Source organism: Gordonia sp. SMJS1 (genome assembly GCF_029866425.1).
Classification (GTDB): Bacteria; Actinomycetota; Actinomycetes; order Mycobacteriales; family Mycobacteriaceae; genus Gordonia; species Gordonia hongkongensis.
In genome coordinates, this window is sequence record NZ_CP123381.1 from 1195157 (window position 1) to 1214812 (window position 19656).

Annotated in this window: 14 protein-coding genes; 12 read left to right on the plus strand and 2 right to left on the minus strand. The window is 58.2% G+C overall.

Going from position 1 to position 19656, the window contains the following annotated elements; all coding sequences use genetic code 11:
- Positions 1-8: 8 nt before the first annotated feature.
- On the minus strand, positions 9-326 hold the full coding sequence (locus tag QAD21_RS05440) for a hypothetical protein (RefSeq protein ID WP_280360675.1): 318 nt from the start codon (positions 324-326) through the stop codon (positions 9-11).
- A 2239-nt stretch (positions 327-2565) separates the two neighbouring features.
- Here QAD21_RS05440 and QAD21_RS05445 point away from each other — a divergent pair.
- Both QAD21_RS05445 and QAD21_RS05450 read left to right on the plus strand, forming a co-directional pair.
- A complete protein-coding gene (locus tag QAD21_RS05445; protein WP_280361604.1) occupies positions 2566-4068 on the plus strand; it encodes a sugar transferase in 1503 nt (500 codons plus the stop codon).
- Positions 4068-5369, plus strand: a complete 1302-nt coding sequence (locus QAD21_RS05450; RefSeq protein WP_280360677.1) for a UDP-glucose/GDP-mannose dehydrogenase family protein — start codon at positions 4068-4070, stop codon at positions 5367-5369. The genes QAD21_RS05445 and QAD21_RS05450 overlap by 1 nt, the downstream gene beginning before the upstream one ends.
- Before the next feature lie 154 nt (positions 5370-5523).
- Here QAD21_RS05450 and QAD21_RS05455 read toward each other — a convergent pair whose 3' ends face one another.
- Positions 5524-6909, minus strand: coding sequence for an IS256 family transposase (locus tag QAD21_RS05455; protein ID WP_159370889.1), 1386 nt, complete (start codon positions 6907-6909; stop codon positions 5524-5526).
- Between the two features lie 24 nt (positions 6910-6933).
- Here QAD21_RS05455 and gmd point away from each other — a divergent pair, with 24 nt between their 5' ends.
- The 10 genes from gmd to QAD21_RS05505 all read left to right on the plus strand — a co-directional run bounded on the left by gmd (position 6934) and on the right by QAD21_RS05505 (position 19529).
- Positions 6934-7944 (plus strand): GDP-mannose 4,6-dehydratase, encoded by a 1011-nt coding sequence (gene gmd, locus QAD21_RS05460; protein WP_280361606.1) that lies wholly within the window; start codon positions 6934-6936, stop codon positions 7942-7944.
- 11 nt (positions 7945-7955) lie between these two features.
- Positions 7956-8921 (plus strand): GDP-L-fucose synthase, encoded by a 966-nt coding sequence (locus tag QAD21_RS05465; RefSeq protein ID WP_280361608.1) that lies wholly within the window; start codon positions 7956-7958, stop codon positions 8919-8921.
- Between the two features lie 21 nt (positions 8922-8942).
- Entirely contained in the window at positions 8943-10274 is a 1332-nt protein-coding gene (locus tag QAD21_RS05470; protein ID WP_348534492.1) for an oligosaccharide flippase family protein, read from the plus strand.
- 229 nt (positions 10275-10503) lie between these two features.
- Positions 10504-11298 (plus strand): nitroreductase family protein, encoded by a 795-nt coding sequence (locus tag QAD21_RS05475; protein ID WP_280360680.1) that lies wholly within the window; start codon positions 10504-10506, stop codon positions 11296-11298.
- A 92-nt stretch (positions 11299-11390) separates the two neighbouring features.
- Complete coding sequence (locus QAD21_RS05480; protein WP_348534516.1) at positions 11391-12524, plus strand: polysaccharide pyruvyl transferase family protein; 1134 nt, start codon at positions 11391-11393, stop codon at positions 12522-12524.
- The gene (locus QAD21_RS05485; protein ID WP_280360684.1) at positions 12521-13939 is read left to right on the plus strand and encodes an O-antigen ligase family protein; all 1419 of its coding nucleotides are present in this window, start codon (positions 12521-12523) and stop codon (positions 13937-13939) included. Before QAD21_RS05480 ends, QAD21_RS05485 begins: the two co-directional genes overlap by 4 nt.
- 1 nt (position 13940) lies before the next feature.
- Positions 13941-14882: a glycosyltransferase gene (locus QAD21_RS05490; protein WP_280360686.1), complete on the plus strand. Its 942-nt coding sequence runs from the start codon at positions 13941-13943 to the stop codon at positions 14880-14882.
- A 1025-nt stretch (positions 14883-15907) separates the two neighbouring features.
- Positions 15908-17161, plus strand: coding sequence for a hypothetical protein (locus tag QAD21_RS05495; RefSeq protein WP_280360688.1), 1254 nt, complete (start codon positions 15908-15910; stop codon positions 17159-17161).
- 37 nt (positions 17162-17198) lie between these two features.
- The gene (locus QAD21_RS05500; RefSeq protein ID WP_280360690.1) at positions 17199-17975 is read left to right on the plus strand and encodes a WecB/TagA/CpsF family glycosyltransferase; all 777 of its coding nucleotides are present in this window, start codon (positions 17199-17201) and stop codon (positions 17973-17975) included.
- A gap of 114 nt (positions 17976-18089) precedes the next feature.
- Complete coding sequence (locus tag QAD21_RS05505) at positions 18090-19529, plus strand: polysaccharide biosynthesis tyrosine autokinase (protein WP_280360692.1); 1440 nt, start codon at positions 18090-18092, stop codon at positions 19527-19529.
- Positions 19530-19656 lie beyond the last annotated feature (127 nt).

Genomic DNA, 19656 nt, shown 5'->3' on the forward strand with positions numbered 1-19656 from the left:
GGTGAGCCCTACCGCCGGTTGAGCTGCCCATCGCCGGATGACGAATGCGCCTCTTCGTCCGACCGCCTGCTTCTGACTCGCGACCGATAGACCGTGATCGTCGCGATCACCACAGCGAGCACCGACAACATGTCGGACTCGGTTATCCCGTGCTCGATGCTGAACGAGACCAACACGCGACCCTCGATCGGCTGATTCCACAGCGCCCACGCCACACTGTTGGCCACGAGAACCGCGGCGGCGCCGTAACTCGGCCTGGCGAGGCACCACGCACCCACGACGAAGAGAAGGTTCATCAGTATCAGGGCGTGGAACGGGTCGGGCATCAGATCATTATGGGTGCAACCCGGTGCCGCTGGGCGGCAGCGATCATTTGGCGTGCGCGTCGCCATTCGCGGTCCACAGCCCGCGATGAGTAGAGGGCGCAGCGTTACCACAGGTGCAAGTCGTCTACGTGTATGGGGGTGATACGTACCAGCGTGATGCGTCACGCACTGCATGCCGAACAGAGTTGTCAGATGTGTCCTTCACGAGGCATGTCCAGCCGGCCGTGGGTGCGATGTCGAAGTCGGTATCTGAGACGGACCGCTTGCCATCACCGGTAAGCAACCGAGTCTGGATCCCCTGAGAACTGGCTACGGCGTAGAAATGGGACTCTTTGTCTGCGGTCACATAAGAGGTGAACTGTCCAATTGATGTGACGAATGTCGCATGATCAATTGGCGAATTCGCAGTAGACAGCAGCTGATCGACTCGGTACTGACTGTTTGCGATGAGGGTCAAGCGACCGGCCGAGGGTAGTTGACGCACGGCAGTCTCGTAGTTGGTCCAACGGCAGTGGTCGAGGTTCAGTCCGTCCCCACGGGTGAAGTCGACGGACAGGGGGCCCCGGTCAGTGCGCAAGAATCGACAGCCGGTGGCGGCCACGGATGACGGACCCGATTTGTCGTCTCCGACGACCAGGTCCGAACCAGCTATGCGCTCGAAGTTGAGTCCCTGCAGAGTAATCGACCGAGCATCGTCACCGAATACTCGGACTCCCTCCAGGCAACCAGCCAAGTCGCCACCAGTCCAAGTACACGCCTCGAGGCCTCCTTCGATGAGCACCGCGGTGCCGCTGTCCCACGCCCCGCAGTTGTGAAGAGCTACGGGTGACGACGGTGCGAACTCGTTCTGAGGGAAGTGCCATCCCAGCTCAGACCGAACTACACGACAGTTCTCGTACTGACAGGCCCAGGCCGAAGTGTGCCGTACGCCGACTCCGTGATCTTGAATATGGACGTCCCGAATAGCAAACCGCGAGGCTAGTTTGATGTCCAGACCGACCTGCGTTCGCCGGACCCGGTCGGTCGTTAGAGTTAAACCTGACAGGACCCAATCCTGGGTGTACGGACCTCCCGGGATGCCGTGTGATTCGATTGAGCTGCTCTTTCCGACATTCTCCAAAATGGTCGCGCCCGCGCCGCTGCCTTCCAAAGCGAACTTTCCCTCGCTGGGCAGAGTGAACCCCTCATGTTGGAACAGCCCGCCCGGGATGACCACAGAGGTTCCCGCCTTCGCACCCTCGGCCACCGCACGGTTCAGCGCGGCGCTGTTAAGTTGTGCGCTTTCGGTGCTGGAGACGTCCGCGATGATCGTCCGTGCTCGTGCCTCAATCTTCGTTGGCGGCGTCGCCACTGGCGGATTGGAACAGCTTGCAAGTCCAGCGGACCCGATGCCCACGGCTCCCGCCCACCCCGCCGTTGTGAGGAAGCGGCGGCGATTCGGCTCCTTGGCCCGGTCGTAAGTGCCGTCTAGAGGTTCAGGCACGGGATGGGTTCCTCTGTCCGGTGCAGGGCTGGACGAATACTCGAGTTTCCGGCACAGGGCGCAGCCTACTTGTTTGCGCCGGGTTGTTCAGGACCAGCAATCTGGCCCGCAGCTGAATAACTACAATCTTTGGTCTCACATTTTGTTTGTGAGGTGAGCTCTCCGGTGATAATAGCCCGGCACTGGTGCCGTCACGTTGTGACCGGAACGTGGAGCTGTCGATTTTCTGATACAGGAACGGAGAATTCCGATCGCCAATATTTTGCGATAGATAACCGCTTGCATCGGATCGCTGATCGGTTGCCCATGGTCGCCATGCAATGACCGGCCCGGCACGCGAGCTTGGCCGCTGTTTGCGGCCGCCTGCAGCAGTGGGAACAAAGTACGGGTGCCTCGACCTGCGGCTGAGGGGTCACCCGGCCCGAAGTTCTGCGCTCGTCCATGTCGTAGTGGCGGATCAGCAGTCTCGATACGGCGAACTCAAAGCAGATCGTTTGGAGCCATGAACTTCCGGAAAGTTGCGCACCGTCGCTCAGTGAGTTAATGGCAGGTAAACGCCGTCGCACGGGTGCCGGCATCTGTGGTTGAAGTTGTGCATCCCAGCGGCCTGCCATACGATTTGCTGCATTCGCTCTTGGTCTAAGAATGGCCGAGGTTTGCTAGCGTTTTTCGTTCGAGTCTGGTTTTGGAGAGTATTCCTAGCCGGGTCAGGCCGCAGTCAATAGGTCGGTTGGAGGTGCGGTGAGTAATCGAGCCATGGAATATGCGAGCCGAACGGGCGCGAGATATCCAAGCGGCCGGTTGCGCAGCGCAGGCAAGTCCCCTCGCAAGTCTCGCACCTGGTTGCAGGGTTACTTAGCATGTTTGGCATGGTCGGATGCGGCCATCATCATCTTGGTGGTCCTGGTGGCTCAGCTGATCCGCTTCGGTGCCGACGGAGCGATGGCGCCAAATGGTGCAAGTGAGATGCCGGCGACAATCATCTCGGCCGCATTGGCGATAGCATGGCTCATTGCGCTACGAGCTTTCCAGACGCTGGACCGTCGGGTGGTCGGGTCCGGCTCGCAAGAGTACAGCCGCGTGGTAACAGCGTGCCTCACAGTGTTCGGACTTCTCGCGATCATAGACCTGCTATTTCGCCTTAACATCGCAAGAGGATTTCTCGCTGTGGCCCTGCCATTGGGGACCTTTGGACTCCTGCTTTCTCGCTGGGTTTGGCGCCAGCGGCTGGCCGGCAAGCGGCGCGACGCGCAGAACCTGGAGCACGTTTTGGTGGTGGGCCGCCTCGACTCAGCAGTGCCGTTGATGAAGCGGTTTGAGGTGCAGCCGGAGCTCGGCTACCGCGTTGTCGGAATCTGTCATCCGCATAGCGACACGAGCTCTCGCGCGCCTCTACGGGAGCTTCGAGAAGTTGAGCTGTTCGGTTCGTTCGATGATTTGTGCCACGCAGTGCAGAGTTCTGGCGCGACCACCGTCGCGGTCACGTCGGCAGAGGCTTTAGGGCACAGCGCCATGCAAGAACTCTCGTGGGACCTCGAGGGTATGGATGTCGACATGCTTGTTGCCCCTGGTGTGGCTGATATCGCTGGGCCTCGCATGATGCTTCGTCCTGTCGCGGGTCTCCCTTTGCTTCATATCGACAAGCCTCGGTACGAAGGCGCGAATCGATTTAGGAAGGCGTTGGTGGACCGAGTTGGCGCTGCGGTAGTACTTCTGGCGATTGCGCCCGTTATCGCACTTGTTGCAACTGCGATCAAGCTTGACAGCAGAGGGCCTGTCTTCTATCGCGCGCATCGGATAGGGATCAACAATCAGCCATTTGAGATGTGGAAGTTTCGCTCGATGGTTCAGGGTGCTGACCGGCTGAAGAACGACTTGAGGGGTATGGACGAAGGTGCAGGGCTGCTCTTCAAGATGCGTGACGATCCCCGCGTCACGCGGGTCGGGAAGTTTATTCGCCGTTACAGCATCGACGAACTGCCCCAACTGTTCAATGTCTTGGTCGGAACCATGAGCTTGGTCGGACCGCGGCCGCCACTACCGGATGAGGTCGAACATTATGACGGCAGGGTCGCCCGTCGGATGCTGGTCAAGCCAGGCATGACCGGCTTGTGGCAGGTATCCGGACGCTCCGATCTCTCATGGGAAGAGTCCGTGCGTCTGGATCTGTCGTATGTCGAGAACTGGTCGATCATGCAAGACGCTCTCATCCTGTGGAAGACCGCCAGAGCGGTACTCGCGAAAGACGGTGCTTACTGATGAAAATGGTCGTCCTAGGCCTGGGCTACCTGGGAGCTACTCACGCCGCGTGCATGGCCGAGCTTGGTCACGAGGTGCTTGGCATCGAGGTTGTGAAAGGGAAACGTGATCAGCTCGCGCTCGGTCAGGTCCCCTTCTACGAGCCGGGCCTCCCCGAGCTTCTGAAGCGGCATATCGATTCTGGACAACTGAGAGTGTCCGGGTCTTATCAGGAGGCTGCAGACTTCGCGGACGTCTTCTTTATCGCGGTGGGCACACCGCAGAAGAAGGGAGAATACAGCGCGGACTTGCGGTACGTCGACGGCGCGCTCGATGAACTCGTCCCGCTCTTGACCAGAGACACGCTGATACTGGGTAAGTCCACTGTCCCAGTTGGTACGTCTGCGCGTTTGTCCGAACGCGCAGACGATCTAGCCAAGGACATTGATGTCGAACTCGCCTGGAACCCGGAATTTCTGCGAGAGGGCTTCGCAGTCCAGGACACACTACATCCCGACCGCCTGGTGCTCGGGTCTTTTCCAGGAGGCAGAGCCGAGCCGGTGTGCCGGGAAATCTACAACGAGATGCTTGAGAACGGCACGCCCTTCATCGTGACCGATCCTGCGAGCGCCGAGATGGTAAAGAATTCGGCAAACGCATTCCTCGCGACAAAGATCTCGTTCATCAACGCCGTCGCTGAGGTGTGCGATGCAGCAGGCGCTGACGTGCAGGCAGTGGCGGACGCGATCGGCCACGACGTCCGGATCGGGCGCAAGTTTCTCAACGCGGGGATAGGCTTCGGCGGGGGCTGTCTACCTAAGGACATTCGGGCGTTCATGGCGCGAGCCGGCGAACTCGGCGCAGCCGAGGCTCTGAGCTTCCTGCGTGAAGTCGACAACGTGAATATGCGTCGGCGTACCCGAATGGTGGAGCTCACGCGCGATGTATGCGGGGGGTCCCTCTTGGGCCAACGAGTGGCGATCTTGGGTGCGGCCTTTAAGCCGGAGTCTGACGACGTCCGAGACTCTCCAGCCCTTAACGTTGCTGGCCAAATCCAGCTTCAAGGTGCCTCGGTAGTTGTCTACGACCCGAAGGCCATGGCGAACTCTCGTGCAGTTTTCCCGACTCTTGACTACGCAAACGGCGCGTACGAGGCGTGCGAGGCGGCTGACGTGGTCCTAGTACTGACCGAGTGGAGAGAGTTCTTGGACCTCGATCCGATCGAACTGGGTGACCGTGTCAGACAAAAGAATCTAATTGATGGTCGGATGTGCCTCGAAGCGCAGAAGTGGACCAGCGCAGGGTGGCACTACCGCGTTTAGACGTTGACGGGTCGTCAATCACAGTTTCAAGGGAGATCATGAAAAAGGCTCTTATCACAGGAATCACCGGGCAGGACGGTTCGTACCTGGCGAGCTTGTCAAGATGTCTGTGTAAGAACGTGACTCCTGGGTTTCCTGTGGTTGCTGGTTGGGTCTAGTTGAGGTGGGGTTCGATGCGGTCGGGGTAGGCCAGGGCTAGTTGCCCGAGGGCCTGTTTCCAGTTCGTCACGACTTGGCCCTCGACGAGTCTGCCGGGGGCTCTGCGCGTGGCGGCGGGCTTGCCGCGTTCCTTCTCGCGTTGCCGGGCCCGTTTGTCCTCGATGTCGCAGATCGCCAGCCACAGCAGTTTGCGCGCCGCGAGATCGTTGGGGAAGTGTCCCCGATTCTTGATGACCTTGCGGAGCTGGTAGTTCAGCGACTCGATCGAGTTGGTGGTGTAGATGACTTTGCGGAGCTCGGGCGGGAACGCCAAGAACGGAATGAACCGGTCCCACGCTCGATCGAAAGCTGCTGCGGCACTCGGATATTTGGTCCCCAGTTCCGAGTCTCGGAAGGCTTCCCATTCGCGGCGGGCGGTCTCGGCGTCGGGGGCGGTGTAGATCGGTTTGATCGCCCGCGCGACCTCTTTGCGGTCCTTGTAGTTCACGAACCGCATCGAGTTGCGAATCAGATGCACCACACACGTTTGCACCGTGGCCAATGGCCAGGTCGCCTCGATCGCCTCGGGGAACCCGGTCAACCCGTCGCAGCACACGATGAGCACGTCCTTGACGCCGCGGTTGGCCAGATTCGCACACACCCCGGCCCAGAACTTCGCGCCTTCCTCGGCCTGAATCCAGATGCCCAGCACGTGCTTGACGCCGGCCATGTCGACACCAATAGCGATGTGGGCGTGCCTGTTTCGGACATGACCGCCGTCTTTGACCTTCACCACCAGGGCGTCGAGGTAGATGACGGGATACAACGCCTCCAGCGGCCGGTTCTGCCATTCATCGACCGCGTCGAGGACCTCGTCGCAGATCTTCGAGATCGTCTCATGCGACAGATCGGTGCCGATCGTCGAGGCCAGATGATGCTGAATGTCGCGCAACGTCATGCCACCGGCATACAGCGAGATGATCATGTCGTCGAGCCCGCCGAGCCGGCGGGAACCCTTCGGTACCAGGCGTGGGGTGAACGTGCCGGCACGGTCACGAGGAACGTTCAACTCGACCGGCCCGGCCGCGGAGTCCACCGTTTTCGGGCTCGACCCGTTGCGGGCGTTGGGCAGTTGCCGACCGGCCGGATCGCCCTTGGCATAGCCGAGGTGATCGGTCAGCTCGGCCTTCAGGCCGCGTTCGAGGGCGAGTTTGATCAGACCCGGGATCAGGCCGCCGTCGCCGGTGATCTGGACCTGGCCGGTATCGATCTGGGCCAACAACTCATCGACCATGCCCGAGGCCTCCAGCGCCTCGGCCACCTCCGCGGTCGAACGCGGCTCAGCCAACTCAGGCAGCTGCTGACCGTCGTCGTGCTGCTTATCGTCTAACGCCATGCTCATAGATTGTCCTCTCACTGATGAGCACTGGACTTACACAGACCATCTGACACCCCCTACCTGGCGGAGCTTCTTCTCGCCAAGGGATACGAGGTACACGGGTTGATTCGTCGTTCGTCGACGTTCAACACGTCTCGGATCGACCACCTTTACGTCGACCCCCACGATCCGAGTGCACGGTTGTTCCTGCACTACGGCGATCTTAGCGATGGTGCCCGTCTCGTCACTCTAGTTTCATCAATTGACCCAGACGAGGTCTACAACCTCGCTGCACAATCGCACGTGCGAGTCAGCTTCGACGAACCGGAACACACTGGTGACACAACAGGAATTGGCTCAACACGCCTCCTTGAAGCTGTGCGTTTGGCGGGCATCAAGTGCAGGTTCTACCAGGCATCCAGCTCCGAAATGTTCGGGGCGTCCCCACCGCCGCAGAGCGAACAAACCTTGTTCTACCCGAGATCCCCATACGGTGCCGCCAAGGTCTATTCCTACTGGGTGACGAGAAACTATCGGGAAGCGTACGGGATGTTCGCAGTGAATGGCATCCTGTTCAACCACGAGTCACCCAGGCGCGGCGAGACATTCGTGACTAGGAAGATCACCAGAGCTGCCGCACGGATCAAGGCGGGCATCGAGCAGTTCATCTACATGGGCAATCTTGAAGCTGTACGAGACTGGGGGTATGCGCCCGAGTACGTAGAAGGCATGTGGCGCATGTTGCAGGCCGACGAACCTGACGACTACGTGCTTGCAACAGGAGGCAGGTACACCGTCAAGGACTTCCTTGTCACGGCCTTTGAGCACGCAGGGTTGGATTGGCAAGAGCACGTCCGATTTGACGACAGGTACCTTCGACCAACCGAGGTCGATGCACTTGTGGGCGACGCGGGGAAGGCAGAACGCGTTCTGGGCTGGCGTGCAGCTGTCGAGACGCCCGAGCTAGCTCGGATCATGGTCGACGCAGATATCGCGGCCCTCGAATGTGAGGGAAAGGCCTGGATCGACCAGCCGGTGCTCAAGGACTGGGTGAAGTGAAAGAACACGCCATGACACTCGCTGTACCTGAACCCCTCGACCGACACGCAACGACCTACATCGCGGGGCACCGCGGGCTCGTGGGCTCTTCGGTGTGGAAATTGTTCGAGTCAGCGGGCTTCACCGATCTAGTCGGCCAGACAAGCAGCCAGTTGGACCTGACAGACCGGAGCGCAGTCTTTCGCTTTTTCCAAGAAACAACACCGAGAATAGTTGTTCTGGCGGCTGCCAAAGTCGGAGGCATCCTGGCGAACAGTACATATCCGGTCGATTTCATATCGACTAATTTGCAGATCCAGAACAACGTACTCGATGCCGCCCTGGAATCGCGCGTTCCTCGACTGCTATTTCTTGGCTCTTCGTGCATCTATCCGAAGTACGCGCCGCAACCGATCAAAGAAGAATCTTTGTTGACTGGTCCTCTTGAGCCAACAAATGATGCGTACGCCATCGCTAAAATTGCAGGCATCTTGCAGGTACAGGCGGTAAGGCGGCAGTATGGACTGCAGTGGATCTCTGCGATGCCTACGAATCTCTACGGACCGGGTGACAACTTTTCTCCGACGGGCTCACATGTCTTGCCAGCCCTCATACGCCGTTACGATGAAGCGAAACGGAGTGGGTCCGAAGTAGTTGTGAACTGGGGAACAGGAACGCCCAGAAGGGAACTGTTGCACGTTCACGACATGGCTTCGGCTTGTCTATATCTACTGGAGAACTACGATGGCCCTCAGCAGGTTAACATCGGTACCGGTGAGGATCATTCGCTAGTTGAGATCGCGCAGATAGTCGCTGACGCTGTGGGCTTCCACGGTGCAACCCAATGGGACACGTCGAAGCCTGACGGTACGCCGCGCAAGTTGCTGGACGTCTCACTCCTACGCGCCGCGGGTTGGAAGCACTCGATCAACCTGCATGACGGCGTGCGCGATACCATCTCGTGGTATCGAAACAACATGACGAGTATTCGCGAGTGAGCCGGAGGGACAGCGAATATCTTGTCTAAGAAGTCGTCGGGTTCAGGTGTTTTCGGCAGTAGTGGCCTTCTCACGATTACGCAGCTTGCCCGGATGGTCTCCCTCTTTCTGGTCACAGTATTGATTGCGAGATCAGAAGGGCCGGCTGCACTCGGCCAGTTCTCACTAGCGATCGCGTTCGTCACCCTGCTGCAACTTGGCTCCACTGGTGGCCTTGCAGGAGCAGGGGTGCTCAGTCTCCTCAGGCAGAACGACGGCACTGATTCCGCTGCTGTATCGATATCGGCAGTCCGAACCACACTTATACCACCAATATTTGTAGTAGGTTTCGTCGTTTTCCTGGCCGTCGCTAGCGATTCAAGTTATGCACTGTTTGTTGCGACGCTGTTCGTTGGGTATGCAATCGGTGCCTATGACCTTCCCGAGCTCATTCTGACTGCGCGTGGTAGGTTCCGTGCGCTCGCTATGGTCAGGCTGATCTTGGTGGTGCTGATCGCTTCTCCGAAGCTCTTCTTGGCGTGGAATGGATCGCTCGCCTTCGTCCTGGTTTTGCAGGGGTTAGAGGCTGCGCTTTGGCAGATGGCCCTCCTGCCGATCACGGGTGGATTGCTTAAGGTATTCACCCGTGGCGCTTTAGCCTTTCGCGAGGTCCGTAAGCAACTACGGGACAAGCGACTTCTTTGGGTCTCCGGTCTCGCAGCAGCCGCTTCAACCCGTGCGGACCTGCTGATGGTTGGCTGGCTGCTCGGGGCCTCGGCTGCCGGAGTCTATTCGGCCGCCACCCGGCCAATCGAAGCCATCGGTGTCATCGGTATAGCAATCACAACCGTCGTCTTTAACCCCCTCGCGGCGGCGAGTAGCGACTCGACTATCTACGCTGAGCGCGCCCACAATGCATCGCGGACCGTGCTTATGTGGGGAGCAGTGCTAACTGTCGCCGGATGCGTAGTTGGACCGCCAGCAGTGGCAATCTTGTACGGGCCGGAGTTCGGCGAGGCGAAGATCCTCATCGCACTGTATTCAGTGACAATTTTGCTGGTCTTTCAACGGCAGCTTGTGAGCAAGATCTTGCTGATAGAGCGCGCGTACGGATACAGCTTAGTGAGCAACACGGCTTGCCTGTTCATTGTGGTGGGCGGAGCTGCGCTGACCGCTCATAGATGGGGGCTGACCGGGGTAATAGTGTCGACGATAGTCGCATATGCTGTTTCGTCATTTGGCATCTTGCTACTTACTCGAAAGGGTCGGAGCATCCTTGCGCTTAGTGTGATGGGTGTCCGAAGAACCGCAAAATCCGATACTCACACCAGCCGACTGCTTCGAGAAAGAGCCGAACATGCTGAAACGACGTGACAATTTGTTTGCGCGGGTTCGTAATAAGGCGAATCGTCTATTGGACGAACATGGTCCGAGAATTATTGGACGGAGAGTCCATTTCGCTCTAACGTCGCGTTTCGCGGATGAGAGAGCCGCGGTAGTGGCTGGGCGAATAGCTCATTACGACTCGAGCGCGACTGACTCGAACCAGATGTTCTTACGGCGTTCAGTGCATCGGCTCGAGAAGGGACTGATCTCGCGGCCTATGAGAGAAACCTTTGCAGAAGATTACATAGGCCAGACTGTCGCCACCTACCACAACTACGCCGCCTCCGCTTGCGATGATGCCGAGCTTCGGTGGTTCACTGACGTGTTGAGTGCCTACTTTGATGCAACTTCTAGCTCTCCGTCAGAGGTCATTGCCAAAGCCAGGTACAGCTTCTCGCTTCGCGAATCGATTAATGACACTGACGTAGCGCAGCGTTTTGGCCCCTTCGTTCATGAATCGAAGCCACCAGCCGACGCGGCCACGTACGGTTCGCTTCGAAGCCTTGCGATGCATCGGCGATCGACGAGGTGGTACGCCGCAGACGTTCTAGACCGCAGCGACATCGCGGCGGCGATTGAAGTGGGACTGGCCGCGCCGAGCGCATGCAACCGGCAGAGTCTACGGCTAGAGGTGGTTACTGAGCCCAGCTTGCTTTCGAAACTGTCGAAACTGCCGATGGGCACTGTCGGGTTTGCCGAACAGATACCGGGGATTCTGGTCATTGTGGGGCAGTTGAGAGGTTACGCCGATGCCCGTGACCGTCACGCAATATATGTAGATGGGGGGCTATTCGCGCAGGGGTTTGTCTTGGCAATGGAAGCCCGTGGACTTGCGACGTGCTGCATCAATTGGCCCGACATCGCAGTAAAGAATCGAGAGATCGGCGATTTATTGGGTCTCGACCGGGATGAGAGGGTTGTTATGCTGATTTCATTTGGCGTGCCTCAGGCTGGCCAGACGGTGCCCCGAAGTGTCAAGCGTTCCGTCGATGCCGTCGCGAGTTGGAGATGACTACAGTCAGGCCCGCAGCGGTTCCGGGCAAGCATCACAGACCGCATGTACTCATCACCGGAGTTGAATTCACCAATCAAGGCGCTTTCTTAATGCTAGTTGCCGCGTCGCGAGCGATACGCCGCCACGGCGGGGTACCAGTTGTCGAGTTCAACATTGGCTACAGCGAGCAGGTTCGGGGCGTCGGGGTGTACAACCTGATGCACCCTAGGCTGGCGGCTCCGGTGACCGTTGCGAAGCAGGCGCTCGGCAAGCGGTCGTCGAGCCCCGGAACCATGCTGCGAAGGTTCGAAGCGCTAGTTCCCCATGTGTTGCCTACTGATATAGATCTAGTCCTTGATGCGTCGGGCTTCTGCTACGGAGACCAGTGGGTGGGGGCACATTTGGACGCAAGGCTGAAGGCGATCTCGGTCTGGCACGAACGGTCTGTGCCAGTTGTCTTTCTTCCGCAGGCTTTCGGGCCGTTCGATGTGTCCGCCTCGCAGGTTGCGCCGGTGCTTCGTGAGGCGGAGAGAATTTTTGCGCGAGACAGTGAGTCGTTCCGTCATGTTGGTGACCTGGTCAGTCCCGGGGAGGACATTCCGGGCCCTGTGTTGGACACCGCGCCGGACTTCACCATCGGCCTCCGTGCGGAGGAGACGACTGGGTTTGGTCTGCCTGCAGATGTAGTAGCGATTGTCCCCAATTGGAATATTGCGAAGCGCAAAAGCTTAGGCGTGGAAGGCTATGTCACACAGCTTGCCGAACTCGCAGCTAGTCTGACGAGCGCCGGCTTTACAGTAATGGGCGTTTGCCATGAGGGGGAGAACGATCTTGCGATCCTTAGGGATGTAGTCAATCAGCTGAAGCCGAAAACGATACGAGTCGTCTCCGGTCTAGACGGTCTTCAACTTAAAGGTCTGATTGGCGAATGCGCTGGTGTAATAACCGGCCGCTACCACGCGGCTATCAGCGGGCTCTCGCAGGGGGTTCCAACACTGGTGCACGGTTGGAGTCACAAATATGGGGCGTTGATGTCGGACTTTGAGTGCCCTGAAATGATCGTCGACGTAGAATGTGAGGTCGCGGCGCAGTCAGAACTGTTGGTTCATGCAGTCCGCAACCCCGATTTCAGTGATCGTTTAAGGAGACGCTCACGCTCCCTTTCGGATGCAACGCTGCGGATGTGGGACATCACCCTGGCCGGCGCACTCGATAACCGGTTGTCTAGCGAGCTGGTTCGATGACGTCCTCGCTGAAAATCGCGCCTGGTCCGCGTGAAGTGGATTCTATTTCGACACTCTTAGCCGCGGGCGCGATCTCTCTTCTTATAGCTTCCGGGATCGCGATCGCTCTTCACCCTATTGCAGGAATTGCGGCGGTGTTCGCCAGCTTCCTCGTGTTCGCGCTACTTTGGCCGACGATCACACCACTCGCGTGTCTATTTACAATCGTTGCCGCCCATTCGCAGTACCTGCTCCCTACCGTGCCTGGGTTGGGCCAGGACGGTGTGCAGAAGGTGTTGCTGGTTGCCTTAGTAGGGGTGCTGCTTCTGAGAGAGCATAAACGGTTTTCATTGACGGCGACACTGGCAGTACTGCTGTTCGGATCTTTTGCTGTGTATGGTGTTCTGTTTGCGCCGTCGGCTAGTGGCATCGACCAGGCCACGTTGTTCAGGGCCCTGATCGGCTTCTCCTTCGCGTGGATCGTCCTCTTCGTGCGTTTAACTCCTAAAGACGCCAGGACGATGTTGTTCGCCATTGCCGCGCTTCCCGCCGTATCGCTTGCCTACGGTGTTGGCCTGCGGGTTCTTGGATACTCTGCCCTCTTTCAAGATGAGTACACCGGTGTCATCCGGCTTTCGGGGGCATCGATCCCGGCGCATCTCGCTATGTTGAGTTTCGTCGGGGTGGTTGCAGGTTTGGCGTACGGCATCGTGTTTCGCGAGTCCACCATTTCGACTGCCATGGTCATACTCAATATCCTTGTGTGCTGTGCATCGCTCACGCGGGGGGCTATATCCGCCACAGTTGTCCTGCTAGCGACATACGTTTTCGCCATTTGGATTCTGCAGCGGCGCAAGAGCCCCGGGGTGTTCATCTCTTCTGTTTCGCTAAAGCAAACCCGTGCTGGGTTGTACGGTTTCGGATTGGTACTTATTGCTGGTGTCGCGATCTTTCCTCTGCTGATGCAGCGGTCTCGAAGTACAGCATTGGAGCAAGGTTTCAATTCGTCTGGACGCGATGAGGCGTGGAGCTTCTATTTTGACCAATTCAGCGCCCATCCCGCGTTTGGTAACGGTTTGGGTTTTGCCAGCGTCGCAAATGAGATATTGAAGCCGACCGGCGTGCAATCTGCGTTTCGCGCTCCACACAACGAGTATCTGCATTTCTTGGTTGACGTTGGCCTAATTGGATCGATAGGCCTGGCTGTCATCATGGTGGTCGGATTGATACGGTTAGTGCGCAAGATGACGAGTCCTGTGATGATTGGTCTGATCCTCGCCGTGGCTCTTTCAGTTGTCGTGTACGCCTACTTTGACAACATATTCTCCACTCCTCAGTTTCTACTGCCGATGTTGCTGACCTTGATGTGCATTAGGTCGGTTTCGGGTCGATGCCTCGGTGAAGAGTGTAACGCTGAACCGGTTAGAGGAGTTTGAAATGTCTGTCAGTGTTCTGATGGCGACCTTCAACGCAGGTGAGTATCTTGAGCCCGCGCTTATCAGCATCTCCGACCAGACCTTACGGCCAGATCAGATTGTTCTGATAGACGACGGAAGTACGGACGGTTCCGTGGAGCGGCTCTCGCGTTCCTACAACGGGTGCGAGCTGACAGTGATTCGCAGGAGCAATCATGGGCTAGCCTCCTCTCTCAATTATGGCTTGTCGTTGTGCACTTCGGAAATTGTGATTCGAATGGATGCCGACGACTTGTCTGAACCTTGCCGCATTGAGCGGCAAGTCTCACACTTGGCGGCCAATAGCGATGTAGTGCTTGTGGGTGGACAGGTCCGTAGATTCACCAACGCTGGCCCCCTGGGAGTTACCGCATTTCCGTGCGATCATGCGAAAATCGTCGAAGGTTTGCTGAATGGCGCACACGTTTTGTGCCATCCGTCGATTGCCTTCCGAAGAGAAGCGGCCACTTCAGTCGGGGGATACTGGTCCGGAGGGGTTGGAGAGGACTGGGACTTCTATCTCAAGATGTCCGGCGTCGGAAAATTGGCGAATCTCGAAGACCGGGTGCTCGACTACCGGTTTCATAACACCGGAATAAATGCAGATTCTATGGTCACGGTTCGTCAGAACATCGCATTATCGATCTTGAATCATGAACGTAGGCAGTCAGGTTTGCGCGAGATTTCTGAAAGGGAGTATGCAAGCAATCAGCCCCTGGTCGATCGGGTCAAAGTGAAGCTTATTGCAACTTCCCTAGCGTTCTATCGGGCCGGTATGGCTCGAGAATCGGCTGTTTCTCGAATCGCGTACTACTCGTTCGCTTCTGTGCTGTGGCCCGCACAGGCAGTAAGGCGAGTTCGGGCAGTCGCAGTCCCATGGGTGCGTCGGCGGATGTCATTGGGAGGTGACCTAAATGTCAAGTGAACTGTCAATCGGTGTGATAATCCCTGCGAAGGACTGTGCCTCTCTAATCGAGGGCGCTGTTGCGTCGATCGTTCGCGACCTGGGTCCGTCTGATCGACTGCTAGTGGTCGACGACTCTAGTGCGGATGAAACCCCTGCGGTAGCCAAAGCCGCTGGTGCGGAGGTCGTCCTGTGCTCCTCCGGAAGTGGGCCGTATGCCGCAAGGAACTTTGGTGCTGGTTACCTCGCTGGGGAAGTGGGGGCTCTGCTGTTTTTTGACGCTCGCTGCTTGGCCGCACCTGGGTTGTTGGCGAGGCACCGGAGCCTCTTAGCGCTGAACCCTCTATCCTACACGGAAGTCAAGGTTGCCGCAGGCGATTCGGTCGCCGAGCGAGCAGCCGCGGTCTACGAGCCATTTACGATCCAGAACTACAGCCGGCATCCATTGGGTCAGTATTTTCCAACTTGCAACCTCGGGGCACGGGCCGAGGTCTTCTCTGCTGTTGGAGGTTTTCGGGTGGTTCGAAGCGGGGGCGATGCGGATCTGTGTTGGCGGGTCTTGGAAGCAACGGGTGGTTCGATCGGAACCTCTAAGGAATGCCTCGTTGAGTGGCGTGCTCGTAGCGAAATAACTAGCTTGCGTTCGCAGTTCCGTCGCTACGGGGCGAGCAGCGCTGAGTTGCTGCCGAAGCAGATGCGGACGTGGTCGGCTATTAAGCGAGCCATCCTGCTGCCAGCCCGCGTAGCGAAGCGCGCTTCGCAGGGCTTGCGCGGTGGCGGTATGAGAGTTTCGTGGGCCTTAGTGCGGACACAGCTGGCATACGAACGCGGCTTCTTCGTTCAAGTGTGGAATGACTATGTGCCGGGCGTCTCAGCGGACTTGACGGCACAGCGGGGCGAGCGAACCGACTATGTCAAAGGTAGGCATATGTCGAAGGACGCAAATGCTCAGTAGGCGGCAGGTGTTGGCTGGCGGTGTGTTGGGGTTGACCCTCGCCGCGTGCGGGTCGCCGGCGAGTGAGAAGGTGAACCCGCGGCCGCCACTGATGGAAATCAGTGACGGTATCGATGAGTGGTGGACCAGCCCGGTCGCGGCGCACCTCCAGTTCCCGTATGAGCGTTTAGTGAAGACTTCTTACACGTCGGACGGAAAGATCGTGGTGTCAGAAGCGTCTCGGGGAACGCAAACACGGACGGTTACGGCGGCCCATCCTGCGTGGGGGGTGGACGACCACAACGCGGCCTGGTTGTTTGCGGAGAACGGACACCGGATGGTGCTCGGCTTTGCACGTCACGGCGAGCATCGAGAGCTATATCTGAAGGTCTCAGACCGAGACGGTTCGATCGATTCTCTTGCGTACGGTGAGACATACGAGCTTGCGATGCGTGAGTTCGAGTTTGAGCACACCAATTACGGTCAGTGTTACCGTATCCGTCACATGTCCACGGAAGGTCCGGATGGGCAGCCGATCGTTGACTACTTCTGGCTGTTTACCAGGTCGTTTGACCATTGGGACGTTATCGAGTTCACCGTGGACCAAGGTAGTGGCGACGTCAAGCTGCTAAACCGCTTGCCGCTCGCCCGCGCCGCCAATTTGCAGCTGTACTGCACGTCAGCAACCGACAATTGGGTCAACGGGAGATCCGAGATCCGCTTGGGGTTGGCAGCGAATCCAAACAGTTGGTTCTCTGGCATCTGGGCACTGACGGTCGATCCGGTTTCTAGAACCATCATGCTGCTGGACAACGAGCGGCAAGCTGTTCGACACCCGATCGATGAGGGTCCGCTCGACCTGCTGACGGGTTCGCGTGCGTTACCCGTGCCTTGTGCTGTAGAGCCCGCGGGCCGAGAGACTTCACGCAGGTTGTTCGCGATGCGGTCCGGTCCTAAATCGCCAGCGATTCTGTGGTCCGAATGGCGTGAGGATGAGCCGGATTCCGCCAGGTACAAGGTGTCGGAAGTTGTGGGCACCATGTGGAAGACTGTCGACCTGGGTCCAGCGGGTCCTGCGTTCGGGTACCGCGCAGATGCAAATTACTTGGCCGGTGGCTGTTTCTCTGAGCCGTGTCGTGATGACTTTGTTTATCTGGCACGAAATACCAGCCCGTCCGTGCTTGAGCGTGTTTCGCTGGGCGCGAACGTGGGGACTTCCCACAAACTTGCTACTAGCCACGCCGGGACCATTGTCCGGCCTCGATTCACACCCGGGGCCTCTGAGCGCCTCATTACTTATAGCTCAGTCAGTTGGTATTCGGATGTCGATTTCAAATTCGAGTCATCGTCGCTGTCACTGGGCTGAATGATCAGTAAGAAGAAATATGCAGATTGGAGCTTGGATGGTCACAGTTCCGGCGGATGCCGGTCCTTCGAAAGTTGGCGGTGTTAGTTTCGCTGGTCTCGACCTGGCGGGGGCAGTGGAGGCCATCAAACGGGCATCGAACAGCAGAGAACCGCTGGCTGTCCGATTAGTTAACGCGTACTCCATCGGCGCCGCGGCCGAGAACCCCGCGTATCTTGAGGTGTTAAACTCGCCTGGCTTCAATCTTGCGGACGGGACTCCTGTGGCAATGATCCTGGGAAGGTCGCGCGGACAGGGCATGCGGAAGTACCATGTTCGAGGGCCGTCGCTGTTCCGCTCTGTCCTGAAAGCTAGCCTCGATGCAGATCTGTCGCACTACTTCCTTGGGACGACTACAGACACTCTGTCCGCGCTGACAGCAGCGGTGGAGAGAGATTATGCTGGTTTGAGAATAGCCGGCGCGTGGGCGCCTGAGTTCGGACCGGTGAACGATGAGCTAGTTGAGGAATGCGCATCTCGGGTTTCGAAGGCAAATCCGGACATAGTATGGGTGGCACTCGGGTCACCCAAGCAGGATTTCCTCTCCAGTCGTCTTGCCTCGACGGTGGGGCGCCCATGCATCGGAGTAGGCGCTGCGTTCGATTTTGTGGCAGGGACTACCGACGAAGCGCCTGTTTTCCTCCAGAAGGCTGGTCTCGAGTGGGCGTTCCGTTTCGCGCGTGAGCCTCGCAGGCTGTGGCGGAGGTACACGGTGTCGAACTGGAAATTCGTAAGGGCGGTCGCACGCCAGCAGAGCGCGACCTCAAATGGTTAACCGAGGATCGGCAGCCCAGTTGCAGCCAAGTGATCCACCAGTTTTGATAGTCGTATCGTGGCGATTCCAGCAGCGGCTCTACACGACGCTTGACACTGAGAAGAGGTCGAACCCATGAAGCTTCATTCGAAAGAAGCGCATCCGACGAGTGCTGGTGGAGCCAGGTCCGTATTTGTGCGCCTTGGCCGATTCTGGTGGATCGTTGTGGCCTCGGCGTTGATTGTAGGTGGATGCGCTTTTGCTGCGAGTGTTATTCAGACGCCGATATATGCATCGACCGCTACGGTTTACGTGACTTCAGGGGCGGATGCGGACACGCAGAGCGCATACCAGGGGTCGTTGGCAAGCCAACAGCGCGTTGCTTCGTATGTAGAATTGGTTCAGTCAAACGCCATAGTTGGTGACGCTCTAAGTCAGAGCCAGCTAGATATGAGTGTGGATGAGGCCCGCGAAGCTGTCGAGGCAACGACAAAGCCGGATACAGTGCTTCTGCAGATCAGCGCTACGAGTCCCGATGCTACCGTTGCAGCTGCGCTCGCAAACGCTGTAGCCCAATCATTGAGTCGCTTTGTCAATACACTGGAGCAGCCGAGTGGGGGTGGCGATGCGCTGGCAAAGGTTACGGTTGTTACCCCAGCCGTGGAAAGCGCAACACCGGTTGAACCGAGGCCGATCCGCAACGGCCTGCTTGGTCTGGGTGTAGGCCTGATCCTGGGTCTCTTGATCGTGATCCTCAAGGTGAGGTTCGACAATCGTATTCGGGTGGCGGGTGATGTAGAGGGAATTGGGGGTCTGAACGTAATTGGCGACGTGCCGACTGAAGACTCGCTGAAGACTCCCGGCGCGGTTGACTTCGGAGGTGGATCTAACCCGGCCGCAGAGGCGTACCGTCGACTGCGTACGAACCTGTCCTTCGCGAACGTGGACGACCCGATCAGGAAAATCTTGGTTACGAGTCCTAATCAGAGTGAGGGCAAGACAACCACAGCAATCAACCTCGCTGTTTCTTTGGCTGAGGCGGGAAGCAAGGTTGTGCTGGTGGACGGGGATCTCCGGAAGCCGGCACTGGCCGCCCGGTTGGGGTGCAGCCATGTGGTCGGCTTCACCGACTACCTCCGAGGTGAAGCAACGATGGCTGACTTAGTGCAGCAGAGTGGAATCGCTCGATTGGATGTCCTAGCTAGCGGTCAACTTCCGCCTAACCCCGCCGAACTTCTTGGATCGAGACGAGCCAAAACCGCTATCGCGGAATTGCAGAACCATTACGACTTCGTTGTAGTTGATTCCCCGCCCGTACTGCCGGTAACCGATGCGGCGGTGTTGTCGCAGTGGGTCGACGGCACCCTGCTCATCGTGCGGAGCGGTCGGACGCGATCGCGGGAACTCGCTTCAGCGATCGGGGAGGTCAGCGCAGGTCAGACGCCCGTAATCGGAGTCGTTATTAACGACGTCCGTTCGCGACACCTTACGTACAGCTACTCGTATTACGGCGCTGAAGCGTCTGCCGACGTCATGCGACAACCGAGTACAAAGGTACCGAGCAATACCAAATAGCCGCGCTATCGACGTCGGATTCCAAGAAGACGAGCGCGTCGGGGCTGGGTCGGCAATACTCACAAAATGACTGTACTGCGGCGACTGAGCGTTGTGCTGATCGCAACTGCGCTAGGTGTGCTGGGTG